This is a genomic window from Dietzia sp. E1 (genome assembly GCF_014145015.1).
Taxonomy (GTDB): Bacteria; Actinomycetota; Actinomycetes; order Mycobacteriales; family Mycobacteriaceae; genus Dietzia; species Dietzia cinnamea_A.
Genome location: NZ_JAALDU010000041.1, coordinates 1 through 5,729, shown reverse-complemented (window position 1 = coordinate 5,729; position 5,729 = coordinate 1). Strand labels below are relative to the sequence as shown.

General features: G+C 72.1%; 4 protein-coding genes. 2 read left to right on the top strand and 2 right to left on the bottom strand.

All coding sequences use genetic code 11. The features are described from left to right. Positions 1–33: 33 nt before the first annotated feature. Together G6030_RS02130 and G6030_RS02125 are read right to left on the bottom strand one after the other, a co-directional pair. Positions 34–939: a MaoC/PaaZ C-terminal domain-containing protein gene (locus G6030_RS02130; RefSeq protein WP_182642052.1), complete on the bottom strand. Its 906-nt coding sequence runs from the start codon at positions 937–939 to the stop codon at positions 34–36. Between the two features lie 6 nt (positions 940–945). Then, positions 946–2,301 (bottom strand): 3-oxoacyl-ACP reductase, encoded by a 1,356-nt coding sequence (locus G6030_RS02125; protein WP_182642053.1) that lies wholly within the window; start codon positions 2,299–2,301, stop codon positions 946–948. Between the two features lie 118 nt (positions 2,302–2,419). Between G6030_RS02125 and G6030_RS02120 the strand changes: the two genes are divergently transcribed. Continuing rightward, positions 2,420–3,733, top strand: a complete 1,314-nt coding sequence (locus G6030_RS02120) for an acetyl-CoA C-acetyltransferase (protein WP_182642051.1) — start codon at positions 2,420–2,422, stop codon at positions 3,731–3,733. Positions 3,734–3,893: 160 nt separating this feature from the next. After that, on the top strand, positions 3,894–5,729 hold a 1,836-nt coding region (locus tag G6030_RS16795), incomplete at its 3' end, for a peptidoglycan binding domain-containing protein (protein ID WP_182642050.1).

Here is a 5,729-nt window from a genome sequence, read left to right as displayed (position 1 = left end):
GCCAACCCCAATAGCGCCTTGTTCAGCAGTCTCCTAGAGTTCCTCGATCGTCGCCGTCGCGTGCACGGTCCCCAGCTTCTTGGGGTTACGCACGGACAGCGACCAGGCCGGATCGCCAGCGCCGCCGCGCCGGGCGTAGATGCCCAGCTTCGCGGGCAGGATCACCGGCTTGCCGAACTCCACCGAGTAGCGGGCGCGCCGGGGGATCTCGCCCTCGACCACCCCGAGCAGCGTGGCGGCGGTCCACATGCCGTGGGCGATGACGTTGGGGAACCCGAACGCCTTGGCGCCCACGCGGGAGACGTGGATCGGGTTGCGGTCGCCGGACACGGCCGCGTACTCCGCGATCTGCGCCTCGGACACCGACTTCACCACCGTGGGGTCGCCGATCTCGGCCGCGATGGGCGGCGCGGGCTTCGGCGGGCGCGGCGCGTCCTTCGGCGGGGTCAGGGAGGTCCTGCGCTTGGAGAGCAGGCCCGACCGCTGCACCCAGGCGGGCTCGTCGTCGTCGCCGGTCCTGATCTCGGTGACCACGTCCAACAGCAACCCCGCCGGATGCTCGCGCAGGTTCTCGGCGTGCGCGCGGATGTTGAGCTCGTCGCCGACCCGCAAGGGGCGACGCGATTCGATCTCGTTGGTCAGGTGTACCGAGCCCATGGCCGGCACCGGGTAGTCCGGGTCCAGCATGAGCTGCATGCTCAAGGGGAACGCCAGCGTGAACGGGTACGTCAGCGGCAGCTCGTCGGTCAGGCGCAGGCCGCACACGCGCGCGTAGGCGGCGAGGTTCGCCACGTCCACGCGCACGCCGGTGACCTCGACGCCCTTCGACGGCATCGACTTTCCGTCACGGGAGCCGCCGACGACAGGGAGGGCGCCGACCGCGGCCTTGCCGTACTGGCCGAGCAGGTTGGGGATGCCGGGGAGGCGGGTGTATTCCACGACCGATCACGCCCCCAGCAGCGACTGGCCGCACACGCGGATCACGTTGTTGGTGACCGAGGAGGAGGCGGGGTTGGCGAAGTAGGCGATCGTCTCGGCCACGTCGACCGGCAGGCCGCCCTGCTGCAGGGAGTTCATGCGGCGACCGGCCTCGCGGGTCGCGAACGGGATGGCGGCGGTCATCTGGGTCTCGATGAAGCCCGGCGCCACGGCGTTGACCGTGATGTTCTTGGAGGCCAGCTCCGCGGAGGCGCCGTTGACGAAGCCGATCACGCCGGCCTTGGAGGCGGCGTAGTTGGTCTGGCCGCGGTTGCCGGCGATGCCCGCGATCGAGGACACGCCCACCACACGCGAGCCCTCGCCGAGCACGCCCTTCTCGGCGAGCTCGGCGGTGATCCGCTCGGGCGCGATGAGGTTGACGGCCATGACCGACTCCCAGCGCGCGGCGTCCATGCCGGCGAGGGTCTTGTCGCGGGTGATGCCGGCGTTGTGGACGAGGATGTCGATGCGGCCGTCGTGACGCTCGGTGACGTGCTTGGCGAGGACCTCGGCGGCGTCGGCGGCGGTGACGTCGAGCGGCAGGGAGGTGCCACCGACCTTGTTGGCGGTGGCCGAGAGCGACTCGCCCGCGGCGGGGATGTCGCAGCAGATCACGTGCGCGCCGTCGCGGGCGAGGACCGCCGCGATCTCCGCACCGATGCCGCGCGCGGCCCCGGTGACGACGGCGAGCTTGCCCTCGAGCGGGCGGTCCCACGACGACGGGGCGGTGGCGGGACCGGCACCCACGCGGAACACCTGGGCGTCGACGTACGCCGACTTGGCCGACAGGACGAAGCGCAGGGTCGACTCGAGCCCGGAGGCTCCCGCGTCGGCGTCGGGGGAGACGTACACGAGCTGGACGGTGGAGCCGCGCTTCATCTCCTTGCCGAGCGAGCGCGTGAAGCCCTCGAGCGCGCGCTGGGCGATGCGCTCCTCGACCGAGCCGGTCTCCTCGGGCGTGGTGCCCAGGACGACGATGCGGCCGCTGGCCATGACGTTGCGCACGACCGGGTTGAAGAACTCGTACAGGGCGACCAGGTCCTCGGGGCGCTTGAAGGAGGTGGCGTCGAAGACGAGGCCGGCGAACTTGCCCTCGGCACCCGCGCCGGCCAGCTCGTAGTCGCCCGAGAGCATCTCGCGGACGGGCTCGACGAGGCGACCCTCGCCGCCGATGAGGACCGGGCCGTGGAGGGCGGGCTGACCGGCCTCGTGGCGGCGCAGCTGCTCCGGCTGCGGGAGGCCGACCTTGCCGGCGATGAACGACCCGGGGGCCGAGGTCACGAACTGCGAGTAGAGGTCGAGGTTGCCCTGTGCCATGGCGATCATCTCCTGGAGAGGTGTGCGGTCCTACGGGTCGACAAGTAACTTACCGCTGAGTAACAATACTGCCAGGGCCGCGTTTCGGGCCACCGGACACCGAGAACAAACGGGAGTGACACACGTGACCACCAGCCCCCGCAAGGTCGCCATCGTCGGCGGCAACCGAATCCCCTTCGCCCGCTCGAACGGCAAGTACGCGGACGCCTCCAACCAGGACATGCTCACCGCGGCGATCGACGGGCTGGCCAGCCGGTACAACCTGCAGGGTGAGCGCCTCGGCTCCGTCGTCGCCGGCGCCGTCCTCAAGCACTCCCGCGACTTCAACCTCACGCGCGAGTCCGTGATCGGTTCCGTCCTCGACTCGTCGACCCCGGCCTACGACGTCCAGCAGGCCTGCGGCACCGGCCTGGCCGCCGCCATCCAGGTCGCCGACGCGATCGCGCTCGGTCGCATCGAGTCCGGCGTCGCCGGTGGCACCGACACCACCTCGGACGCCCCGCTGGCGGTCAACGACGACCTGCGCAAGACCCTCATCAAGCTCACCGCGGCCAAGAGCAACCTCGACCGCCTCAAGTTGCTCGGCGAGATCCGCCCGCAGGGCCTCGTGCCCGAGCAGCCGCAGAACGCCGAGCCGCGCACCGGGCTGTCCATGGGCGAGCACGCCGCGATCACCGCCCGCGAGTTCGGCGTGTCGCGCGCCGACCAGGACGCGCTGGCCGCGGCCAGCCACCGCAACCTCGCCGCCTCCTACGAGTCGGGTTTCCAGGACGACCTGGTCACCCCGTACCTGGGCGTGGCCCGCGACGACAACATGCGGCCCGACTCCTCCGAGGAGAAGCTGGGCAAGCTCAAGCCCGTCTTCGGCAAGCGCGACGCCGAGGCCCACGGCACCGAGGCCACCATGACGGCCGGCAACTCCACCCCGCTCACCGACGGCGCCTCCGCGGTGCTGCTGGCCAGCGAGGAGTGGGCCGCCGAGCACAAGCTGCCCGTCCGCGCCTACCTCGTGGACTCCGAGACCGCCTCCGTGGACTTCATCCACGGTAAGGAAGGGCGCAACCCGGACGGCCTGCTCATGGCCCCGACCTACGCGGTGGCGCGCCTGCTCGCCCGCAACGGCCTCACCCTCCAGGACTTCGACTACTACGAGATCCACGAGGCGTTCGCCTCGCAGGTCCTGGCCACCCTGGCCGCGTGGGAGTCCGAGGAGTACTGCACCGAGCGGCTCGGTCTGGACTCCGCGCTGGGCTCGATCGACCGGTCCAAGCTCAACGTCAACGGCTCCTCGCTGGCGGCCGGCCACCCGTTCGCCGCGACCGGCGGCCGCATCCTGTCCGCCACCGCCAAGCTCCTCGAACAGAAGGGCTCGGGCCGCGCGCTCGTGTCCATCTGCGCGGCCGGTGGCCAGGGTGTCACCGCGATCGTCGAGCGCTGACCCGCCCTCGGAACGTCTGACCTGCAGCCCCCGCGCCCGGCGCGGGGGCTGCGCGCATCGCACCGGTCCGTCATAGTGGTGTGCACAGTGCTTCGTGCGGGAGTCCCGAGGCCGGCGCCCCGCCGGGGACGCCGCCCCGCTTCGTGAGGAGACGTGACGAGTGGACGAGTCCACCAGCACCGGCGGCGGCCCGGCCCGGCCCGTCGCCATCGAGGGGGCCGGGCCCCGGCCGACCGCGTCCGAGCGGCGCAGCTACCGCGTGCACTCGCGCTGGCTGTACACGGGCGTGGGCGTGTTCATGGCGCTCGCGGTGCTGTACGGATTCGACCTGGTCAACAGCATCGGCCGCGTACCGCGCGGCACCGAGGTGTCCGGGATCGAGGTCGGGGGGATGACCACGGCCGACGCCGAGCGGCGCCTGGTCGAGGAACTGGGGCCGCGGGTCGACGACGAGGTGGACCTCCGCGCCGGAGCCGTGTCCACGACGCTGGACCCGCAGGCGGTCGGCCTGTCGGTGGACTGGCAGGGCACGCTCGACCGGGCCGGTGAGCAGCCCCTCAACCCGATCACCCGGCTGATCAGCCTGGTGTGGTCCACCGACGTCGGCATCGCCAGCGTCATCCCGGACGCCCGGCTCACCGACTTCCTCGAACGGCTCGCGCTGCAGGCCGACTTCGAGCCCCGCGAGGGGGCCATCTGGTTCGACCGCGACCAGGTACGGTCGGCCATCCCGCTCGACGGCCAGCGCCTGCAGATCGAGAACTCCCGCGACGCGGTGCTCGAGCACTGGCTCGACGACGACGGCGTGGATCTGCCCGTGGACTACACCCCCACCGAGACCGACGCCGAGCAGGTCCGCGCACTGATCCGCGACGTGGCCGAACCCGCCGCCACCCGCGACGTGACGCTGCTGGCCTCCCGGATCCGCGAGGACGGGACCGAGCCGCCGGTCACGACCATCACCACCCGGATGCCGGCCCCACCGCCACCTGCCGGCCGGGAGCGTCCCGAGTCCGCCGAGCGGGAGATCGAGATGATCGACCCGGACGACCCTGACGCCGTGCCCGTGGTCTTCCCCCGCGATCGGATCGGCGAGTACCTGACCTTCGTCCGCGAGGGCGACGTGCTCGAGCCGCGCTTCGACGCCGACGCCGCCAAGGGAATCCTCGAGCCGCTCCTGGAGCCGACCGAACAGGAGGGCAGGGACGCCGGCTTCGAGTTCAGCGGGACCACCGCAACGGTCGTGCCCGCGGTCCAGGGACGCACGGTCGAGTGGGGCCCGCTGCTCGGTGCGCTCCCAGGCCAGCTCACGGACACCGAGGGCCCGCGCGTGCTGCCCGTCAGTTACGTGGGCCGCGATCCCGAGCTCACCACCGAGGAGGCGGAACGGGCCGGCATCCGCGAGCCGGTCGGCCAGTTCACGGTGGCCGTCGGCGCGAACGGGCAAGCCCAGTCGATGATCGCCTCGCTCGCCGGGCACTTCATCCCCGCGGGGGAGAGCTTCTCGATGGCGGAGATCGCGGGCACCGTCTCCGGGGACACCTCCGCCGACGCTGTGGCCACCGCCCTGTTCAACGCCGCGTTCGAGGCCGGGGCCCAGGACCCGGTGCGCACGTCCCGCGGCGTCGACGGCGACGCGTTCCCCGCCGGGCGGGACGCCACGGCCTCGGCCGACGTGGGCTTCCGCAACGCACAGGGCACCGGGCTCGTGATCGACGCCTCCGGCAGCGGGAACTCGGTGACGGTCCGACTGTGGGGCACTCGCGAATACACCGTCCGTATCTCCACGGCGCCCCGCACCGACGTCCGGCGGGCGCCGACCCGGGTGGTGACCACCGCGGGCTGTACACCGAGCGCGGGACGGGACGGCTACACGGCGCGGGTCACCCGGATCGTCCAGCGTGGCGACACCACCGTCAGCACCGACACCGTGTCGTCCACCTACCCCCCGCGGGAGCGGATCGAGTGCCGGGCCGAGCCACCCGCCGCTGACGCC